This window comes from Streptomyces nodosus (assembly GCF_008704995.1).
Classification (GTDB): Bacteria; Actinomycetota; Actinomycetes; order Streptomycetales; family Streptomycetaceae; genus Streptomyces; species Streptomyces nodosus.
In genome coordinates this window covers 7,349,770-7,368,223 of sequence record NZ_CP023747.1, presented here as the reverse complement: position 1 = coordinate 7,368,223, position 18,454 = coordinate 7,349,770, and the positions used below count along the sequence as shown (strand labels likewise).

The 18,454-nt window shown below is 71.1% G+C and carries 16 protein-coding genes; 9 read left to right on the top strand and 7 right to left on the bottom strand.

Features of this window, described 5'->3' with window-relative positions; genetic code table 11:
* The first annotated feature begins 22 nt into the window (after nucleotides 1-22).
* Nucleotides 23-751, top strand: a complete 729-nt coding sequence (locus tag CP978_RS32790) for a L,D-transpeptidase family protein (protein WP_079162601.1) — start codon at nucleotides 23-25, stop codon at nucleotides 749-751.
* An 84-nt stretch (nucleotides 752-835) separates the two neighbouring features.
* On the top strand, nucleotides 836-1,588 hold the full coding sequence (locus CP978_RS32785; protein ID WP_043447083.1) for a hypothetical protein: 753 nt from the start codon (nucleotides 836-838) through the stop codon (nucleotides 1,586-1,588).
* Nucleotides 1,589-1,715: 127 nt separating this feature from the next.
* On the opposite strand, the gene CP978_RS32780 is transcribed toward CP978_RS32785, so the two are convergent.
* Complete coding sequence (locus CP978_RS32780) at nucleotides 1,716-2,837, bottom strand: alpha/beta hydrolase (RefSeq protein WP_079162436.1); 1,122 nt, start codon at nucleotides 2,835-2,837, stop codon at nucleotides 1,716-1,718.
* A 216-nt stretch (nucleotides 2,838-3,053) separates the two neighbouring features.
* On the opposite strand from CP978_RS32780, the gene CP978_RS32775 reads away from it, so the two are divergent.
* Together CP978_RS32775 and CP978_RS32770 are read left to right on the top strand one after the other, a co-directional pair.
* Nucleotides 3,054-5,345, top strand: coding sequence for an FUSC family protein (locus CP978_RS32775; protein ID WP_174498703.1), 2,292 nt, complete (start codon nucleotides 3,054-3,056; stop codon nucleotides 5,343-5,345).
* Between the two features lie 182 nt (nucleotides 5,346-5,527).
* Nucleotides 5,528-6,973 (top strand): glyceraldehyde-3-phosphate dehydrogenase, encoded by a 1,446-nt coding sequence (locus CP978_RS32770; protein WP_043447078.1) that lies wholly within the window; start codon nucleotides 5,528-5,530, stop codon nucleotides 6,971-6,973.
* A 91-nt stretch (nucleotides 6,974-7,064) separates the two neighbouring features.
* Here CP978_RS32770 and CP978_RS32765 read toward each other — a convergent pair whose 3' ends face one another.
* The 3 genes from CP978_RS32765 to CP978_RS32755 form a co-directional block, all read right to left on the bottom strand.
* Nucleotides 7,065-7,946 carry a GNAT family N-acetyltransferase gene (locus tag CP978_RS32765; protein ID WP_043447076.1) on the bottom strand — a complete coding sequence of 294 codons (882 nt, stop codon included), beginning with the start codon at nucleotides 7,944-7,946 and terminating at the stop codon, nucleotides 7,065-7,067.
* 192 nt (nucleotides 7,947-8,138) lie between these two features.
* The gene (locus tag CP978_RS32760) at nucleotides 8,139-8,507 is read right to left on the bottom strand and encodes an ArsR/SmtB family transcription factor (protein ID WP_043447073.1); all 369 of its coding nucleotides are present in this window, start codon (nucleotides 8,505-8,507) and stop codon (nucleotides 8,139-8,141) included.
* 245 nt (nucleotides 8,508-8,752) lie between these two features.
* The gene (locus tag CP978_RS32755; protein ID WP_043447070.1) at nucleotides 8,753-9,127 is read right to left on the bottom strand and encodes a roadblock/LC7 domain-containing protein; all 375 of its coding nucleotides are present in this window, start codon (nucleotides 9,125-9,127) and stop codon (nucleotides 8,753-8,755) included.
* A 278-nt stretch (nucleotides 9,128-9,405) separates the two neighbouring features.
* Here CP978_RS32755 and CP978_RS32750 point away from each other — a divergent pair, with 278 nt between their 5' ends.
* Both CP978_RS32750 and CP978_RS32745 read left to right on the top strand, forming a co-directional pair.
* A complete protein-coding gene (locus tag CP978_RS32750; RefSeq protein WP_052454432.1) occupies nucleotides 9,406-10,242 on the top strand; it encodes a YhjD/YihY/BrkB family envelope integrity protein in 837 nt (278 codons plus the stop codon).
* Nucleotides 10,243-10,423: 181 nt separating this feature from the next.
* Nucleotides 10,424-10,786, top strand: coding sequence for a DUF488 domain-containing protein (locus CP978_RS32745; protein ID WP_043447067.1), 363 nt, complete (start codon nucleotides 10,424-10,426; stop codon nucleotides 10,784-10,786).
* A gap of 132 nt (nucleotides 10,787-10,918) precedes the next feature.
* Here CP978_RS32745 and CP978_RS32740 read toward each other — a convergent pair whose 3' ends face one another.
* Nucleotides 10,919-11,776 (bottom strand): aldo/keto reductase, encoded by an 858-nt coding sequence (locus CP978_RS32740; RefSeq protein WP_043447065.1) that lies wholly within the window; start codon nucleotides 11,774-11,776, stop codon nucleotides 10,919-10,921.
* A 428-nt stretch (nucleotides 11,777-12,204) separates the two neighbouring features.
* Between CP978_RS32740 and tgmA the strand changes: the two genes are divergently transcribed.
* The 3 genes from tgmA (at nucleotide 12,205) to CP978_RS32725 (ending at nucleotide 14,485) form a co-directional block, all read left to right on the top strand.
* Nucleotides 12,205-12,396 carry a putative ATP-grasp-modified RiPP gene (tgmA, locus tag CP978_RS32735; RefSeq protein WP_043447063.1) on the top strand — a complete coding sequence of 64 codons (192 nt, stop codon included), beginning with the start codon at nucleotides 12,205-12,207 and terminating at the stop codon, nucleotides 12,394-12,396.
* 16 nt (nucleotides 12,397-12,412) lie between these two features.
* Nucleotides 12,413-13,390, top strand: a complete 978-nt coding sequence (tgmB, locus tag CP978_RS32730; RefSeq protein ID WP_043447061.1) for an ATP-grasp ribosomal peptide maturase — start codon at nucleotides 12,413-12,415, stop codon at nucleotides 13,388-13,390.
* Between the two features lie 303 nt (nucleotides 13,391-13,693).
* Nucleotides 13,694-14,485: a DUF4232 domain-containing protein gene (locus tag CP978_RS32725; protein ID WP_376697984.1), complete on the top strand. Its 792-nt coding sequence runs from the start codon at nucleotides 13,694-13,696 to the stop codon at nucleotides 14,483-14,485.
* Nucleotides 14,486-14,538: 53 nt separating this feature from the next.
* Here CP978_RS32725 and CP978_RS32720 read toward each other — a convergent pair whose 3' ends face one another.
* Entirely contained in the window at nucleotides 14,539-17,343 is a 2,805-nt protein-coding gene (locus CP978_RS32720) for a DUF5682 family protein (protein ID WP_150478351.1), read from the bottom strand.
* Nucleotides 17,340-18,452 carry an ATP-binding protein gene (locus CP978_RS32715; protein WP_043447053.1) on the bottom strand — a complete coding sequence of 371 codons (1,113 nt, stop codon included), beginning with the start codon at nucleotides 18,450-18,452 and terminating at the stop codon, nucleotides 17,340-17,342. Before CP978_RS32715 ends, CP978_RS32720 begins: the two co-directional genes overlap by 4 nt.
* Nucleotides 18,453-18,454: the final 2 nt, after the last annotated feature.

Sequence of the window (18,454 nt, the reverse complement as noted above, 5' to 3'; positions counted from 1 at the left end):
GCGGGCTGCGACGATGGAGCCCATGCGACAAGACGGTATGAGGCGGGCGGCGGCCGTGGCGGGCTGTGCCGCCCTGGCCATGACCCTGGTGGCGTGCGGCAGTTCGGGCCGGGGGGAAGCCGCCGGCAAGGGCGACCGGGCGGACCATGCACCACCGCGGAACGCGGGCCTGAAGCGGGTCCCCGGTGTCGGCGACCGGTGGTGGCGACAGGTACCGGCCGATTCCCGTCAGGTGGTCGCCGTCTACGGCGCGGGCAAGGACTCCCCCGACGCCACCGTCGAGCTCTACACCCGGCACGGCTCCCTCTGGAAGCGAACGGCCTCCTGGGCGGCGCACAACGGCAAAAAGGGCTGGACGACGGACCATCACGAGGACGACAAGCGCAGTCCGGTGGGAGTGTTCACACTGACCGACGCGGGCGGTGTGCTGGACCCCCCGCCGACCCGGATGCCGTACACCAAGTCGGCGTCGTTCCAGGCCCCCCACACCTGGAAGAAGGCGTACTGGCACGACTTCGACTATGTCATCGCCATCGACTACAACCGGGTCAAGGGCACTTCGCCCAATGACCCGACCCGGCCTCAGGGCCAGTCGAAGGGCGGCAGCATCTGGCTGCACATGGACCACGGCAGCGGCACCTCGGCGTGCGTGAGTCTGTCCGAATCGGCGATGCGGTATCTCTTGCGCACCCTCGACCCCGGGCAGCACCCGGTCGTGGTCATGGGAGACAGGGCGGATCTGAAGGCCTGATCCGGGGTTCCGGCACGATACCGATCCGGTCTCCGCCGTGCCGGGGGATGGAGCGCGGAGGTACGGCTCCCCCATACTGCCGGCATGGTCACCGTCAGCCGTACGATGGTCGTCGCGGCCGTACCGCGCGCCTGGTTCATGGGGATCGCCGCCCGGCTCGTGGGTCTGGCGGAAGAGAGCCGGGCCGAGGGAGAGCGGATACTGCTGCCGGACGGCCGGGTCGTGCCGGACATCCGGCTGGTGACGGGGCGGCATCTGCGGCCGGGAGCCGTGTACGACGCTTCCAGCGCGGACGAGAAGGTCCGCGTCACCCTCAGGGAATGGGACGGACGGCGCGGAGCCCGGCTCGAACAGTCGATCACCGCCGTGGACACCCACCTCGCCCTCGACATCGCGTGGCAGAGCCTCGAACGGCCGCAGCTCGTCGAGGTGAGCGGCGAGACCCGGCAGGAAGGCGGCCTCACGCTGTCCAGGGCGACGGGCCGGGCCAGGCTGAGGCTCGACGACTGGTGGACGGCGGCGGACACCGGCAAGGCGCCCGCCTCCACCCCCGTCCGGGCCCGGGTGGACCATGCGTGGGCGCGGGCGGAGTTCGGGGCCGCGCCCCGGCCGCACGACGCGGACGGCCGCTGGGAGATACACGTCACGATGACCGTACGGGGCCGCCGGCTGCTGCGGCCGATCGGCGCCCTCGTGCTTCCCCTGGCCCGGCGGCCGATACGACGGGCGCTGGTCCGGGCCCTGGACGACCTGGCCGAGCGGTGGAACGAGCAGCTCCCGCGCCATATGGGGCGGGACCCCGAGCAGGTGGTGGCGGCGCTCCTCGCCGGTCCCTGAACCGGCGGCCGGGTGGTACCCGGTGTCACGGTGTCGTACGGCCGACGCGTCCGTCCGGCAGCCGGACGGGGCGCCTCGCGCCGGGCCGGACCCGGGGATCCCGGGTCCGGCCCCGCACCCCGTGGTCTCAGCCGTGCAGGGCCCGGCGCAGGGCCTCGTCGGCCTGGGCGACCGCGGACTTGGCGGCCTGCGAGTCGGCGAGCCCGTTGAGCATGAGGAAGTCATGGATCATGCGCGGGTAGTGGGTGAAGGTGACGGGCACCCCGGAGGCGCGCAGCTTCTCCGCGTACGCGCGGCCCTCGTCGGACAGGACGTCGCTGTCGGTGATGACCAACGCCCTGGGCAGGCCCCGCAGTTGGGCCTCGGTGGCGCGCAGCGGGGAGGCGGTGGGCCGGGTACGGACCGCGGTGTCGGGGGCGTACTCGTCCCAGAACCACTTCATGCCCGCGGCGGTGAGCCAGCACCCGGTGGCGAAGCGCCGGTAGGACTCGGTGGTGAACGAGGCGTCGGTGACCGGGTAGAACAGCACCTGCTGGGCCAGCTTGGGCCCGCCGCGCTCCTTGGCCATCAGGGTCACCGCGGCGACCATGTTGCCGCCGACGCTGTCACCCGCCACGGCCAGCCGGGAGCCGTCGACGCCGATCTCACGGCCGTGCCGGGCGACCCACTGGGTGGCGGTGTAGGCCTGCTCGTTGGCGACCGGATACCGGGCCTCGGGCGACCGGGTGTAGTCGACGAAGACCACCGCGGCCCTGGCGCCGACGGCTATCTGCCGTACCAGCCGGTCATGGGTGGAGGCGTCGCCCAGCACCCAGCCGCCGCCGTGGAAGTACATCACCGCGGGCAGCGGACCGCTCACACCGTGCGGTCGGACGATGCGGATCGAGACGGATCCGGTGGGGCCGCCGGGGACGGTGCGGGTGGTGATGTCGGCGGGGAGCTTGGAGACCGGGTAGGCGGCCTGGAGGTTCAGCAGGGACTGACGGGCGGCGGCCGGGGTGAGGATCTGTATCGGCGGGCCGCCGGCGGCGGCGAGTTTGTCGAGGAATGCCTGGGCGACGGGTTCGAGGTCCACCGCGGGGTCGCCGCAGACCGCCTTGGGGGCGGCGGCGTCCGCCGGGGCGGCCAGTGCCGGGCCCGCCGCGACGAGCGCGACGGCGGCCAGCAGCACGGAGACACGGTGCAGGGGTATGTGGCGGGGGGCGGGGGCGGTCGTGCGGGGGGAGCGGGAACGACGGATGGCGTTCATGGACGTCCTTCGTGCGAGAGGTGGCTTCCTCCCCGAGCCTTTCCGTGCCGTCCGTCGCACGGCCCGCCGGACTGCGCCGCGGGGGTGGCCCCGTACCTCCGCCCGGGTGGCCGGCCCGGCGGTGCGGTTTGCGGGGCGTGCCGTCCGGTGCCGTCCCGTCGACGCCCCGGCGGGGCCCGCGCCGTCACCGGCCCGGTGTTCGGCCCGGCTCGTGCGATGCTGGAGCGGGAATCGGACCACGGGAGAGAGCACGGCACGGTGAGGGTCGCGGGTCGACAGGCGCGGGCGGAGTTGCGGGACCGCATCGCGGCGTCGGACCCCGGACTGCTGCGCCTGACGGCCGGGCTGCGCACCGTGGCCGCCATCGCGCTCGCCCTGGCGGTGCTGGGCCTGCTGCGGGCCGATGTGCCCCATCTGGTGGCGGCGGCCATGTCGGCCATGGTCGCGACCTTCGCCATCCGGGAGAAGCAGCCGTCCCGGCAGGCCGTGACCCTGGCGCTGGGCCTGCCCGTGGCGCTGGTCTCGGTGTCGTTGGGCGCGCTCCTGAACCCCCATCTGGTGGCCGGGGACGTCTTCTTCATCCTGCTGATCTTCAGCGCCGTCTACAGCCGCCGCTTCGGCGACCGAGGTACGGCGCTGGGGCTGATCGGCTTCCAGATGTACTTCCTCTCCCTGTTCGTCGGCGCGACCCCGCCCGCGCTGCCGGGTCTGTACGCTGCGATCGCCCTCGCCTTCCTGTCCAGCGCGGTGGTGCGCTTCGCGCTGGTCCCGCAGAAACCGGCGGGCATCCTGGACCGGTTGCGCCGGTCCTTCCGGGCCCGGCTCGCACAGCTGATCCAGGCGCAGACGGCGTTGGTCGACGCCGGCCCGGAAGACCGGGAGAAGGCGCTGGAGGCGGTCCGCCGCAGGACCGCGGCGCTGCACGAGTCCGCGATGATGATCCAGGGACGGCTGGAGCAGGGCACCGCCGACGAGACGACGGCCCGGCTCATCCAGCGTCGCATCGCCGACGCCGAGATCGCCGGTGAACGGCTGGGGCTCCTGCTGCTGACCGCGCGCAGCGCCGAGCGGGCCGACACCCTCACCCTGCATCTGCCCGGGGCCCCGCTGCCCTCGGGCGGCCCGCTGGCGGAGCCGGACGAGATCACCGCCAGGCTGCGCCGTGACCTCGAGGCGCTGCGGCTGATGGTGCTGCGGCCGGTCGCACAGCACGCGGGGGGCTCGCTGTCCCGGGTCCGCAACCGGCTGCTCGGCTACCGGGAGGAGGAGAATCTTCCGGACGCGCCCACCGCCGTCCAGGACGTCTTCCGGGGGCTCGGTGAGGCCTCGCACGCGGTCCTGGGCCTGCGGATCGCGCTGGGCGGAACCGAGGACGAGTCGGACGAGGGCCCCGCGACCACCCGCTCGCGTGAGGAGCTGGACGCGGAGAACGCCGCCATCAGCGCCGACGAGGAGGCGCACCCGGGCGAGGAGGAACGCACCGGTCTCGACCGCCCCACCACCCGTGCGGCCGTACAGGTGGCCGTGGGCTCGGCGCTCGCCATCGTCGGCGGTGAGTTCCTGTCCAGTCACCGCTGGTACTGGGCGGTGCTGACCTGCTGGATCGTGTTCATCAACACCGCGTCCACCGGGGAGATCCTGGTCAAGGGCTACCGCCGGCTGCTGGGAACCGTCCTCGGGGTGGCCTCCGGGATCGGGCTCGCGGGGCTGGTGGGGCATCACACCTGGACGGCGTTCGCCCTGGTGCTGCTGTTCATCTTCGCCATGTTCTACACGGCTCCGCTGTCCTACACCCTGATGTCGTTCTTCGTCACCGCGATGCTGGGCCTGCTGTACACCCTCCTCAACTCCTACAGCCCCGCCGTGCTGGTGCTGCGCATCCAGGAGACGGCTCTGGGGGCGGCCTGCGGGATCGTCGCGGGGGCACTGGTGCTGCCGGTCCGTACCGATCGCCGTACGAACGAACTCCTGGTCAGTGTGGTGTCCCGGCTGGCCCGGGTCACCGAGTCCGCGGTGGACCAGCTCAGCGGCGGGCCCTGGGCCGACCTCCTCGACCAGGCGCGCGAGCTGGACCGGGCGCTGGGTGATCTGCGTACCTCCACCCGCCCCCTGACCCATCCGATCACTCCCCTGCGGGCCCGCCGCAACACCGTCCTCCATGTGGTCGCGCTGCTGGAGACCTGCGCCTATCACGCGCGTTCGCTGGCGGCGACCGCCGAACTGCTGCCGGAGCAGCCCTCGATCGCGGCGGATCCCCGGCTGCGCGGAGCGGGGCGCCGCATCGTCGGGAACATCGAGGCGATCGCCGCGCATGTCACGGACGAGCAGAGCACCGCCCGGATCGAGACCGGGCCCAGCATCGCGTCCCTGCTGAAGCCGGGTCCTCTGGGAGCGCCGCGGTACGACCGGGTCACCGACCGGGTGCTGCGGCATCTGCAGCGTCTGGACGAGGCGGTGGCCGGTCTGGCCCGTACGCTCGGCGTCCCCGTCGACGCTGCCGAGCGGTGACAGGGGCCGACGGGACCGGCAGGCGACACGGCGCGGCGAATCCGCTGCTGCCCGCAGGGGGTTGGCCGGGTGCCGCTGCGCCGTGTCCCGGATGAGGGTGTCCCGCGGCGACGACGCCGCCTGAAGAGCCGAAAGAGCCACGGGTTAGCATATGAGCACCGCCTAGCTCGAAAGATGCGCCTGTGACTGTCAACGAGGACTCGTTCACCAACTGGAAGAACCGCGAGGAGATCGCGGAGTCGATGATCCCGATCATCGGGAAGCTGCATCGGGAGCGGGACGTCACGGTCCTGCTCCACAGCCGCTCCTTGGTGAACAAGTCGGTGGTCAGCATCCTCAAGACCCACCGATTCGCCCGGCAGATAGCCGGCGAGGAGCTCTCGGTCACCGAGACGTTCCCGTTCCTTCAGGCTCTCACCACGCTCGACCTCGGCCCCTCCCAGATCGACATCGGGATGCTCGCGGCGACCTACAAGGCCGACGACCAGGGTCTGTCGGTGGCGGACTTCACCGCCCGGGCGGTCGCCGGCGCCACGGGCCCCGACAAGATCGAGCGCCGGGAGCCGCGCGACGTCGTCCTCTACGGTTTCGGCCGCATCGGCCGGCTGCTCGCCCGGCTGCTCATCGAGAAGTCCGGCTCCGGCAACGGGCTGCGGCTGCGCGCCATCGTCGTCCGCAAGGGCGCGGGCCAGGACATCGTCAAGCGCGCCTCGCTGCTGCGCCGTGACTCCATCCACGGCCAGTTCCACGGCACGATCACCGTCGACGAGGCGAACAACAAGATCATCGCCAATGGCAACGAGATCGCGATGATCTACGCCGACGACCCGGCGGCGGTGGACTACACGGCGTACGGCATCAAGGACGCCATCCTCATCGACAACACCGGCAGGTGGCGCGACCGCGAGGGCCTGTCGAACCACCTCCGCCCGGGCATCGCCAAGGTCGTGCTGACCGCTCCCGGCAAGGGTGACGTCCCCAACATCGTCCATGGCGTCAACCATGACTCGATCAAGCCGGACGAGCAGATCCTGTCCTGCGCCTCCTGCACCACCAACGCGATCGTCCCGCCGCTGAAGGCGATGGCGGACGAGTACGGCGTCCTGCGCGGCCATGTGGAGACGGTCCACTCGTTCACCAACGACCAGAACCTGCTGGACAACTACCACAAGTCCGACCGCCGTGGCCGCTCGGCGCCGCTCAACATGGTCATCACGGAGACCGGTGCCGCGTCCGCCGTCGCCAAGGCCCTGCCCGACCTCGAGGCGACGATCACCGGCAGCTCGATCCGGGTCCCGGTGCCGGACGTCTCGATCGCGATCCTCAATCTGCAGCTGGCGCGCGAGACCACCCGCGAGGACGTTCTCGACCACCTTCGCCAGGTGTCGCTGACCTCGCCGCTGAAGCGCCAGATCGACTTCACCACCGCCCCCGACGCGGTCTCCAGCGACTTCATCGGCTCACGGCACGCCTCGATCGTCGACGCGGGCGCCACCAAGGTCGAGGGCGACAACGCGATCCTCTACCTCTGGTACGACAACGAGTTCGGCTACTCCTGCCAGGTCGTCCGGGTCGTCCAGTATGTCTCCGGGGTGGAGTACCCGACCTTCCCGGCCCCGGCCGCCTGATCCCGGCCCACGGCCCTTCGGCTCCGCTCTCCCGCCCTGCCGGTGGGAGGGCGGAGCCGTTCTGCCGCCCGGCACATCCGTCCGTTCGGCTCTACAGGTCGAGCCGGTGCCGGTGTGCCGTGTGCGTGGGTGTGTAGCCGAGGCTGTCGTTGATGTGTCTCATATAGGTGTTGCTGTCGGCGGTGTCGGTCAGGAGGCCGCCGAGGTCAGGACAGCGCCCGTGGGTCTGCCGGATCGACTCGGCCTTCATCCATCGGCCGAGGCCGTGTCCGCGGTGCTCGGGCAGCACACCGGTGCCGTAGTGCTGGGCATCACCCGTGCCGTTGCCGGGGACGACGAGTTCGGTGAACCCGGCGATCGAGCCGTCGGAGGTGTCGACGGCGACGACGGTGTGCAACTGGTCGCCGCGCTCGGCGATGGCCTTCGCCGCGGCCCGGACCCGGTCCACGTCCCAGGTCACGGTGGTGTGGTCGGTGTCGTCCATGGGCATGTCGTCCATGGCGCGGCGGGCGGCGGCGAAGGTCCGGGCGAGGTCGTCGGGGACGGTGCCCTGCCATGACGCCAGCCGGTAGCCGGGATGCGGACGCTCGACGATCCCGGCGAGGGCGGCGGTGTCCACGTCGGCCAGTGACAAGCGGGCGAACCTCAGGGTGAGGACCTTGCGGAAACGGCGGGCCGCAAGGAAGTGGTCGCCGGGCGACCCGGCCTCGGCCTGCGCCACGACACAGCGTCGGGCGTCGTCCCGGGCGGCGGCCACGGCGGCGTCGAGGAGCCGGGTGCCGGCCTTCTTGCGTCGCTCCACGGGATGGACATGGAGGGCCAGTTCGGCCAGGTGACCCTGTCCGGGATCGGTGAACAGACGCAGAAAGGCCGTCCCGACGGGGACTGAATCGGCGTCCGACGCCAGCCAGGCGAGACGTCGGTGGTACGGCCCGCGAGAGGGGTCGGTCAGCGGGGTGATGCGAAGCGACAAGGTGTCTCCGTCGTGAGGAGGTGGCAAAGGTCGGTACGCGGGCTCAGCTGCCGGGCACTCCTACGCATGTGCTCCACACCTCCTCGTCGACGGCGCCGGTCCCTGACACGCCGGCGGCTGGGCGAACCTAGCCGACCCTTCGGTCCTCCGGCAAAGGATTTTCACCGTCCCCTGCTGGTGCCGCGACAGGCGCTAGGAACGGCCCGGGTCGGCCGGGGTCAGGGCCGGCTGACGGTCGGCCTGGCGCAGTTCGGCCAGCAACTCGGTCTGTCCGGCGAGCAGTTCGGTCAGGATCCGGCGGGCCGCCCGCAGCAGGTCCGCGACATCGCCACCGGCGAGCGCATAGCTGACTGTGGAGCCCTCCCGGATGGACACCACGATCCCGGACCGGCGCAGCACCGCCAACTGCTGCGAGAGGCTGGACGGTTCGATCTCGATCTCGCCGAGCAGATCGCGTACCGGGACGGGGCCGCTCTGCAACAGCTCCAGGACCCGGATGCGCACCGGGTGCCCGAGCATCCGGAAGAACTCTGCCTTGGCCTGGTAAAGGGGGACCTGCATGGTGAATCGCTCGCTCCCTGCCATGTCTGACGGGCTGTGTTCCGGGCGCGGCGGCCCCCACCTGGTGCCGCGGCAGGCGACGTTCGCCCCGTCGCGACGCCCGGCACCTGCCGCCGCGTGTGCTGTCGCGGACCGATCCTGGCGGCTCCGGCTCCGCACACCCACGGGATTGCCCTGATCTGGATGTGTCCAGATGAAGAACTCTTCAAGTCGTGGGTGTGCGAAAGCACGGGGAACGCGGCTGTCTACACCTCGAGTTCGGCCTCGATGCGCTTGAGCTGGTGGCGGGCCATGGCCAGGTTGGACTTGCCCCGGTCGAGGACGAGATAGAGGAACAGTCCGTTGCCGCTGCGGCTCTTGAGCGGCCGGAGGATGTGGTACTGGCTGCCGAGCGTGATCAGCATGTCCTCGATCTCACCCGTGAGACCGAGGTGCTCCATGGTCCGGGTCTTGGCCCGGATGACGTCCGTGTTGCCCGCCGAGGCGACGGTGAGATCGAGGTCCTTGCCTCCCCCCAGGGTGCCCAGCGCCATGCCGCTGGTGTAGTCGACCAGAGCGGCCCCCAGCGCGCCCTCGATCGAGGTCATCGTCTCCTTCAGAGAGATCTCCACATTGGCCATACCCGTGTCTCCTCCTGGTCACGGCGGGGCCCGGGCGTCTTCCGACCGGGCGGTGACAGGGACCCTATGTACTGGGTGGGGCGAGCAGCCGGGTTGTTCCGAGACTGGTCGAGGGAGCTGTCAAATGCCGAAGAGGACCGGACTTTTGATCACTTTCATATGATGAAGTGACCGTTCTTCCGGTGCGGTGTCCCGCCCCGCGGACGAGCCGGGACCGGCCGGGTGACACGGGCGGCGGGGAGGTTTCACTCGCCGGCGGTACGGGAACCGGGGGACCCATGACGGGTTCCTCAGGCCCGCCCCGGGACGAACGACCCCAGCACCGCGGACTGCGGTCCCGCTGGTACGACTCGGCCGCCGGACGGCTCTGGCAGCACGGCAGCGAACTGGAACTGCTGCACCGCTCCATGGGATTCGCCGCGCTGGCCCTGGTCACCCTCGCGCCGCTGCTGATCGTCGTCGCGGCGGCCGCCCCTTTCCCGCACCGGGGCTTCGACACCTGGGTGACCGACGGCATGAGCCTCTCGGGACGTCCCGCCGAAGCTGTGGACCGCCTGTTCGCCACACCCCGCACGACCCTCAGCGCCACCAGCGCCTTCAGCGTGCTCGCCCTGGCCCTCTTCGGCCTCACCTTCGCCTCCAGCGTGCAGACGGGGTACGAGAAGATCTGGCATCTGCCGGCGGGCCGCTGGCACACCGTATGGCGCCGTACCGTATGGCTGGCGGCGCTGACCGCCTATCTCTTCGCCGAGGTGCAGAGCGGCACCGTGCTGGGGAGCGGGACGGTCCAGTCCGTCGTCCGCATCCTGCTGACCATCCTGTTCGGGGTGCTGTTCTTCTGGTGGGGCCAGCACTTCCTGCTCGGGAGCAGGGTGCCCTGGTCGGCGCTGCTGCCGGGTGCGGTGGCCACCATGCTGGGGCTGGTCGGTCTGCGCTGGTTCTCCTATCAGGTGTTCTCCCCGCTCATCGTGGACAACGCCGTCACCTACGGCACCGTGGGCACCGTCCTCATCGTGCAGTCCTGGCTCATCGGGGTGGGTTTCGTGGTGTTCGGAGGCTCCCTGCTGGGCCGTCATCTCCATGACGTCCACGCGGCGCGGCGGCGAGCGCGGTGATCAGGGTTGATCGGCGGGAGCATGAGGCCCGGTGCCGCCGGCCGGGTCCCGCGGCCGACCGGATGCCGAGGGCGATCCCCGATAGACTGGAGGGACCCGAGGACTCGCCCGGCACACGGGCGAAAGGCAGCCGTCCACCGGCTCCGCGCCGGGGCGGCCGAGGAATCCGGAGGGCCGTGTCATGGGCGCGCAGATCATCTGTCGCAGGGTCTACGACGAGAGCTCACCGCGGGACGGCAGGCGGGTGCTCGTCGACCGGGTCTGGCCACGGGGGATGCGCAAGGAGGAGGCGCATCTGGACGAGTGGCTGCGGGATGTCGCCCCGTCCACCGCGCTGCGCCGCTGGTACGGCCATGAGCCGGACCGGTTCGCCGAGTTCCGCCGGCGCTATCTCGCCGAGCTGCGCGACGCGGGGCACCGGGAGGCGGCCGGTCATCTGCGGGAACTCGCCGCTCATGACCGGCTCACGCTGCTGACCGCCACCAAGGACGTGGACCACAGCCAGGCCGCCGTACTGGCGGAGTGGCTGAGCAAGAAGCAGTGACCCCCGGGCTCCTGGGAGCCCGGGGGCCGAGTCGCCCGAACGGCGGTCACGCGACCGTCCGGCCAGGTCAGGGTGGCCGGACGGGATCGGGCGGCCGGGTCCCGGGGTGCCGGGTCCCGGCCGGCGGCCGGGTCAGAGGGCGTCCAGCTCGGCGAACTCCTCGGCGGTGAGCTCCAGTTCCGCGGCGGCCGCCGAGTCGCGGATGGTCTCCGGCCGGCTGGAGCCGGGGATCGGGACGACCACCGGGGACTTGGCGAGCATCCAGGCCAGGCAGACCTGCTGCGGGCTGACCCCGTGGGCCTCGGCGATCCTCGCGAACGGGGCGTAGGTGGAGCCCAGCTCACCCGCCCGGGAGATGCCGCCCAGCGGGCTCCAGGGCAGGAAGGCGATGCCCAGCTCGTCACAGAGCCGGAGCTCCGGCTCGCTGGAGCGGAAGGCCGGCGAGAACTGGTTCTGGACCGAGACCAGCCGGCCGCCGAGGATCTCCCCGGCCTGGCGGATCTGCTCCGGGTCGGCGTTGGAGATGCCTGCCATACGGATCTTGCCCTCGTCGAGGAGGTCCCGCACCGCGCCGACGGACTCCGCGTAGGGGACGGCGGGGTCGGGGCGGTGGAACTGGTAGAGCCCGATGGCCTCCACGCCCAGGCGGCGCAGGGAGGCTTCGCAGGCCGCCCTGATGTGCTCGGGGGAGCCGTCCAGCGTCCAGCTGCCGTCGCCGGGGCGCAGATGACCGCCCTTGGTGGCGACCAGGACCTCCGCGCCGCGCTCGTGGGAGGCGAGCGCCTTGGCGATCAGGATCTCGTTGTGGCCGACCTCGTCGGCGTGCAGGTGGTAGGCGTCAGCGGTGTCGATCAGCGTCACGCCCGCGTCGAGGGCCGCGTGGATGGTGGAGAGGGAGCGTTCCTCCTCGGGCCGCCCCTCGATCGACATGGGCATACCGCCCAGGCCGATCGCGCTGACCTCGACGTCACCGATGCGGCGAGTGTGCATGTGCTCGTGACCTCTTTCGGCTTTCGCACGGAAACGGTGCCCGGCCGGCCCGAAGGGGTGTCCCTCGACGGCGTCGGCCCGGCCTCCAGCCTGACTCTCCTCGGCCAGAAGGTCCAATACAGGAATCCGAACGCATTCAGAAGCGGGCTGTCTGAATGCGGTGGGCTCCTTCCGGATGCCGAGCGGTGATCGGATCCGCGGGGCCGGATCGCACGTCTCTTCCTGTGGAGCGCGAGGGAACGGAGGAGCCACCCGGGGTGCCGTACGGGCACAGAACCCCCGAACCCCCTCACGGTCACGCAACGTGAGGCAACCATTCACGAGTTCGATTCGTATAACTCCCTGGAAGCACAGCGGCCCTGCAGGCGGTGGTAACGCCGGAGCGTGACCATCCACTTGCTTGAGGAAGCACCGAACAAGGAGAGACGATGCGCCCGTTCGCACTCAACTATGCTCGCCAGGCCGAGGAGTCGGAGGTCAGCGCCCCCTACAGCTATGACTCCAGAAGGCAGTTGAACGTGCTCCCTGACGGACGGATCGCGGCCCGCGACTACGCCGTGTTGCGCGAATGGGGTGCCACGACCTCCACAGCGGGCTCGAAGACGCACTTCGACGACTGAGGACTGGCCGCTGACGATGACCGTGCTGATCCTCACCTGTGAACAGGATGTGACCGCGGACATGGTGGTGGCCGAGCTGGACGGAGCCGGTGTCCCGGTGGTCCGGCTCGATCCCGCGGACCTTCCCGGCAAGGTCGCCCTTTCGGGCGAGTATGTGCACGGCGCCTTCCGCGGGCATCTGTCCGCGGCCGGCCGCCTGGTGAGCACGAGCGGGCTGCGGTCCGTCTGGGTGCGCAGGCCCGGGGTGCCGGCCGCACGGGCCGACGAGTCCTCCGCCTGGCTCACCGAGGAGGCCTCACAGGCCCTGTACGGGATGCTGCACGCCACCGGTGCCCGCTGGATGAACCGCCCCGACGCGGCCCGCCGGGCCCGCCGGAAGCCCTGGCAGCTCCATGTCGCCCAGCTCAGCGGCCTGCCGGTCCCCGCCACCCTGATCACGACCTTCCCCCAGGCCGCCCGGGACTTCGCCGAGCGCTTCCCCGATCTGGTGGTCAAACCCGTCTCGGGCACCCACCCGCAGGATCCGCCCCGGGCGGTGCCCACCAGCCGTATCCCTCCGGACGCCGACTTCACCGCCGTGGCGTTCGGGCCGACCCTGCTGCAACGGCGGATCGCCAAGCGCGCCGACATCCGCCTCACCGCCGTCGGCGACCGGCTCCTGGCCGCCCGCAAACCGGCCGCTCCGGACGCCGCCGACATCGATGTCCGCTTCGCCCCTTCCATCGGCCCCTGGCAGGCGGTCGAGGTCCCCGCGCGTATCGCCACGGCGGTGCACGCCTATCTGCGCCGGACCGAACTGGCCTACGGCGCCTTCGACTTCGTGGAGGACGCCGACGGGGTCTGGTGGTTCCTCGAGTGCAACCAGTCGGGCCAGTTCGGATTCGTGGAGCTGGACACCGGTCAGCCGATCGCCCGCACCCTCGCACAGTGGCTGGCGCATCAGGAGCCGGAACCGAAGAAACGTCTTTTCGGTACCGCGCGGACGGCCCCGTGATCCGGAACCCGGGCCGCCGCCCGGACCACGGCGAGCAGGGAGGGGAGCCGCTGCCGGCGTCCTGTGACCCGCCTGTGACGAAAGATGTGGCGCGCGTCACGGCAGCACACGGTCCCTCACTGATCGACTCTGCGCATGCGCTGCGCCCCTTTAACCCCCCTGACCCTGCCCGCGGCCCTTGCGGGCCTGTTGCTTCTCACCGCGTGCGGATCGCAGACGGCCGACGCACGCGGCGACGGCCCGGCGCGGACCCGGGTGTCCGGCTCCCCCGCCGATGCCTGCGGGGCACGACCGTCCCTCACCATGGCCACACCCGACGCCCCGGAGGCCTCCGGGGACGGCGAGGTGAGGATCACCGACATGGGCGACAAGGTCCGCGGCTGCACCCGGTTCGAGGTGACCAACCGGCAGAGCGAGCCCTTCACCTTCACCATCATCTTCACCTTCCTCGGGGAGTCCGGAGGGGCGCTGGAGAACGTCGAGCGGACGGTCGCGTCGGTCGGGCCCGGGAAGACGGTGCGGCGCACCGTCATCTGGCCCGCACTGCACCCGGACGCGGGCAGCGCGCAGGTGAGAGTCCTCCAGGTCAGAAGCGTCCCCGCCGCTGAGGCGCCCTCCTCCAAAGGCCCCTGCCCACGCTCGGGGGTGCGGGTGTACGCCGATGACGGCGATGCCGCGATGGGACTGCGCGTCGTGGGGCTCCATCTGGAGAACTGCGGCACCGGCGTCGTCCACCTCAACGGCTATCCGCGGCTTCAGCTCCTGGACGAGGACCACAAGCCCGTCGAGGGGGTGGCGATCCTGCGCGGCGGCGCTTCCATCGCCTCCGGCACCGGGGCCGACGGCACGCCCGAGGCAGTGGACGTCGAACCCGGAGAGCGCGCTCATGCGACTCTGGTGTGGCGCAACACGGTCACCGGTTTCGACGGGGCGGTGAACGCCCCCTATGTCAGGGTGTGGGCGAACACCGGCGCCGCCCCGGTGACCGTGGTCCCGGAGCTCGACCTCGGTACGACGGGCAAACTGGGCGTCGGTCCCTGGAAGAAGGACGAGGACAGCGAGGCCGGCGCCCCGGGGAGGACCGGCACACCCTGATCCGCCGCCTCACGCGACGGCGGACCAGGGGCACGGGACGGGGCCCGCGGCGTTCAGGAGGCGGCGAGCAGCCGCTCCAGCGCCACCGCGGTGTCCGGATGGCGGCCTAGCAGCGCGGCGCCCCCGGGGCCGGTATCCTCCGGCTCCCATGTGCCGTCGCAGCCCAGCAGGCCCGCCACCGCATCGCAGGTGTCCGGGTGGGCGTGCAGCAGCGCGAGGCCGCGGGGGCCGCCCCCGCGCCGCGCCGGATGCCCGGCCTCCGGCACCGGCCGGGCTCGCCACGGGGGCACCCAGGCGTCCAGCGCCGCGAGCCGTCCCGGGAAGATCCGCCCGGCCTCACGGATCAGCAGCGGAGCCAGATCGGCGCCGCCGGCACGCAGGGTGCCGATCAGGGTCGGCAGCCAGGGCAGCAGCACCGGGTCCGGCAACCGTCCGAAGGCATGGGAGACGGCTTCCACGACGAAGTCGGTCAGTGACGGCACCGGCTCCAGCGCGTGGACGAATCCGCTGAGGTAGCGCGGATAGGCGGGCAGCACCAGGGGGCTGTCCAGCAACGCGTCGCAGCGCGCCCGCAGTTCCGCGCGGGACAGCAGGCCCAGATGTGCCTGCGCCGCCCACAGCAGCGCCGTCTTCGAGGGCTCCTCCGGGTGCGACTGCGCGACCGCCAGCTCCAGTTGGGTCCGGTCGCAGCCCAGGGAGAGCGCCAGGCTCTCCATGCCGAACAGAAAGCCCAGCGTCGCCGCGACCTGGCGGACGGTCGCGTCGTCGTCGGCGAACGCCGTCGGCAGCAGGGTGCAGTAGTGCGCGTACCCGGTCTTGGTGAAGGACTCGATCCACTGCGGCAGCACCGGCTCACTGGTCCGGTAGTACGTCAGCAGCCGGCGTACCCGGCGCAGCACTTCGGGTGCGCCGTCGACGCTGCGCTCGCCGCCCAGCACCTCCAGGGCACGGTTGCCCAGTTCATCGGCGAGGCGGCGGCTGCGCAGATAGAGGGTCGCGTCCTCGACGGCCTCCAGGACGTCGGCCGTCGTCGCCCGTGGTCCGTACGCGGTGCGCCGCAGGCGCTGCTCCAGAACCTGCTCGATGCTGACGCCTTCGTAGCCCAGTTCGATGAGCGCGCGCTGATGGGTGCCGAGTGCCAGGTCCCAGGACTCCTGGATCGGACGCTCACCGAGCCGTCGCTCGCCCATGATCGGCCGGGCGGCGCCCTGCGGCATCAGACGGCGCAGCATCCACAGCACATCGGAGCATCGCTCCAGTTCCGGTCGGCCGGACATGTCCAGCAAGGCGCGCTGCACGCCCCGCTGTTGCAGCTTGAGGCCGAGCGGTGCCAGCCGGTCGTGCACATCGCGGGCCAGCGGGGGCAGTGCGTCATAACCGACCTGGCCGATCCGGTCGCCGCCCATCATGATCTCCACCAGGCGGCGCACGTCCCGGCGTCCGGGCACGGTGTCCTTCTCGATGCAGGTGACGGCCGCGTCCTGGAAGTCGTACGGCGTGGGTCTGGCCCGGTCACGCATGCCGGCCAGCAGGATCGACGTCTCGAACACCGCGATGGCGTCGGCGGTGGAGGCGAGATAGCCGTTGCGGCGCGCGGCGCGCACGATCTCCACGGACCAGCCGAGCAGCTCCTCCTCGTCCAGCCGGTCGAGGACGGGGGGCCGCTGAAGGAATCCGGACAGCTCGTCCGAGGGCGGGACGTCCGGCTCGGGTACGGCCGGGACCGGGGGCTTCCTGGTTCCCGGCGGCTTCTTGGCCCCGGCCTGCCCGGCCAGGCGGTACGGCCGGACGCCGGTGCGTCTGAGGTTCTTCGCCCAGACCGTCGCGGCGATCGACACCGAGCCGGCGGCCAGGCCGAACTGCGCCTCGATCGCCGCATGGCTGGACGGGATCAGGCCGTGCTGCCACACGGTCCCGGTGCGCGGGCCGATCTCGAAGGTGTCCGCGCCATGGACCCCGAACTCCGCGACGTGGCTGACCGCGTGGAAGGCGCCGCAGACATAGAGACAGTCCTCGGGATCGGTCCCGGTGGCGGTCAGATGCTCACGGATCCGGGTCCACATATGGCGTTCCCGGTCCTCGTCGATCCGCAGCCGCCGCGCATCTCCGGGGGCCAGGCGCCGGAACAGGCTGCCGATCAGGAACATGACCTGCCGGTAGCTGTCATGGCCGCTGTCGCCGAGAGGCAGCTCGACATACTGGTGCCACCATTCCGACCAGTGGCGCACCCGGCCGTGCCGCAGCAGATGCTCCTCCAACTCGGCGAAGCGCGGGCGCAGATCGCCGATCTCCACGCCGACGGCGTCGCCGTGCAGCGCGGCCTCCTCCTCGGCCGGCGGTGCGTCGGGATCCGCCGGCTCCGCGGTCTCCTCCGCGCGCGCGTCCCACTGGAAGACATGGTCCGAGGAGCGGTCGACGAGGACCAGCTCGACGCCGGGCGTGTCCAGGGCGTAGGCGATCGCCTGGTACTCGGCGGACGCCTCGGTGATCGGTGCGACCACCGACAGCGGCGACCAGTCGGCCGGGAAGCCCTCGACATCGGTCGCGAACGCCTGCACCGCCACCGGGAGTCTGCAGTTGCGCAGTTCGGACAGGAGCGGTGCCATGTCCTCGCACAGCTCCAGATACACGGTCTTCGGTTGCTTCTCCCGCAGCCGGCGCGCCATCGCGGTCGCCGAGGCCGGCGAGTGGTGGCAGACCGGGAAGATCTCCAGTGGTTCCCGCACCGCGCGGTCGACGTCGTCGACCAGGCCCAGCAGAATGCCTTCGAGCGCGTCGGGCCCGTCGGCGAAGGCCGCGGCGGCCTCCTGCAACTGGGTACGCAGCGCGGTGAACGTCTCCTCGTGCGGGGCGCTCATGACAGGGTGGCGATCGCGTCGCGGCCGCCCTCGAGGAACTCCGGCCAGGATCCCCCGGCCTCCTTGCTGCGCGGCTCGACGACGCCGTGCAGGTACTTGTTGAGGATGGCCAGGTCCTCGGGGTCGCGGCGCGCCAGCGAGCCCACGAGCGAGGAGGCGAGTGTCCGGGCGGTCAGGGTGCGCGCGCCAAAGAAGTTGCTGTGCAGGATCGCGTCCTCCAGCACGCCGATCTGCTCGGCGGTGGACAGCGCGGACTCCAGCCTCTCGTCGTCGCTGCCGGCCGCGGCGGCGGAGGCGCGCAGATCGGCGAAGCTCTGCAGCAGCACATCCAGCAGTGTCGGCGGTACGTCCAGTTCGATCCGGTGGCGGCGCAGCAGTTCCTCGGTGCGGAAGCGGACGATCTCCGCCTCGCTCTTCTTGTTGGTCACCACCGGGATGCGTACGAAGTTGAAGCGGCGCTTGAGTGCCGAGGACAGATCGTTGACGCCCCGGTCACGGCTGTTGGCGGTGGCGATGACGGAGAACCCGGGCTTGGCGAACACGATGTTGTCGCTGTCCAGTTCCGGGACGGAGATGTACTTCTCCGAGAGGATCGAGATCAGCGCGTCCTGGACGTCACTGGTGGAACGGGTGAGTTCCTCGAAGCGGCCGATCGAGCCCTGCTCCATCGCGGTCATGATCGGGGAAGGGATCATCGACTCCCGCGACTGGCCCTTGGCGATCACCATCGACACGTTCCAGGAGTATTTGATGTGGTCCTCGGTGGTGCCGGCCGTGCCCTGCACCACAAGCGTGGAGTTGCGGGAGATCGCGGCGGACAGCAGCTCGGCCAGCCAGCTCTTGCCGGTGCCGGGGTCCCCTATGAGCAGCAGTCCACGGTCGGAGGCGAGGGTCACGATGGAGCGCTCGACGAAGCTGCGGTCACCGAACCACTTCTGGGAGATCTCCCGGTCGATCCCGTCGGCACGCTCGGAGCCCAGGATGAACAGTCGGACCATCTTCGGGGACAGACGCCAGGAGAAGGGCTTGGGGCCGTCGTCGACGGACTCCAGCCAGTCCAGCTCCTCGGCGTACTTGATCTCGGCGGGGGCGCGCAACAGGTCGGACATAT

Bases quoted from the DNA above. Each gene is read 5' to 3' on its own strand.
- tgmB (WP_043447061.1), top strand. From the start codon at position 12,413: ATGACCGTGCTGATCCTCACCTGTGAACAGGATGTGACCGCGGACATG.
- CP978_RS32720 (WP_150478351.1), bottom strand. From the start codon at position 17,343: ATGAGCGCCCCGCACGAGGAGACGTTCACCGCGCTGCGTACCCAGTTG.
- CP978_RS32725 (WP_376697984.1), top strand. From the start codon at position 13,694: ATGGCCACACCCGACGCCCCGGAGGCCTCCGGGGACGGCGAGGTGAGG.
- CP978_RS32790 (WP_079162601.1), top strand. From the start codon at position 23: ATGCGACAAGACGGTATGAGGCGGGCGGCGGCCGTGGCGGGCTGTGCC.
- CP978_RS32715 (WP_043447053.1), bottom strand. From the start codon at position 18,452: ATGTCCGACCTGTTGCGCGCCCCCGCCGAGATCAAGTACGCCGAGGAG.
- CP978_RS32780 (WP_079162436.1), bottom strand. From the start codon at position 2,837: ATGAACGCCATCCGTCGTTCCCGCTCCCCCCGCACGACCGCCCCCGCC.
- CP978_RS32785 (WP_043447083.1), top strand. From the start codon at position 836: ATGGTCACCGTCAGCCGTACGATGGTCGTCGCGGCCGTACCGCGCGCC.
- CP978_RS32745 (WP_043447067.1), top strand. From the start codon at position 10,424: ATGGGCGCGCAGATCATCTGTCGCAGGGTCTACGACGAGAGCTCACCG.
- CP978_RS32750 (WP_052454432.1), top strand. From the start codon at position 9,406: ATGACGGGTTCCTCAGGCCCGCCCCGGGACGAACGACCCCAGCACCGC.
- CP978_RS32775 (WP_174498703.1), top strand. From the start codon at position 3,054: ATGCTGGAGCGGGAATCGGACCACGGGAGAGAGCACGGCACGGTGAGG.
- CP978_RS32740 (WP_043447065.1), bottom strand. From the start codon at position 11,776: ATGCACACTCGCCGCATCGGTGACGTCGAGGTCAGCGCGATCGGCCTG.
- tgmA (WP_043447063.1), top strand. From the start codon at position 12,205: ATGCGCCCGTTCGCACTCAACTATGCTCGCCAGGCCGAGGAGTCGGAG.
- CP978_RS32760 (WP_043447073.1), bottom strand. From the start codon at position 8,507: ATGCAGGTCCCCCTTTACCAGGCCAAGGCAGAGTTCTTCCGGATGCTC.
- CP978_RS32755 (WP_043447070.1), bottom strand. From the start codon at position 9,127: ATGGCCAATGTGGAGATCTCTCTGAAGGAGACGATGACCTCGATCGAG.